The organism is Thermus sp. FJN-A, assembly GCF_054655095.1.
The window spans coordinates 1-271 of record NZ_BAAHSC010000128.1 but is presented as its reverse complement, the minus strand read 5'-3'; the positions used below and the strand labels follow the sequence as shown (position 1 = coordinate 271).

At 72.0% G+C, this 271-nt stretch carries 1 protein-coding gene; it reads right to left on the bottom strand.

Annotated features, from left to right (window positions below):
- On the bottom strand, window positions 1-271 hold a 271-nt coding region (locus tag ACYQ0J_RS00665; protein ID WP_460170275.1), incomplete at both ends, for a thermonuclease family protein.

Sequence of the window (271 nt, the reverse complement as noted above, 5' to 3'; positions counted from 1 at the left end):
CATCCCCACCCCCTTGGCCCGAGCCTCCCGGGCGGCCTGGAGGTAGAGGGCGGCGTAGCGGACATTGGGGGGCACGGTGTAGGGCTCGGCCCACCCGGCCCTCACCAGCTCCAGGTTCACCTGGAGCAACCGGCTCCCCCCGTGGATCCAGTCTCCCCTGGGATCCTCCAGGTACAGGTAGGCCAGCACCCTCCGGTAGCGGTCCCGCTCCTGGGCGTCCAGCTCCACCCACACCTTCCTCCCCTGGAGCCCCTGGAGCAGGCGGGCGAGG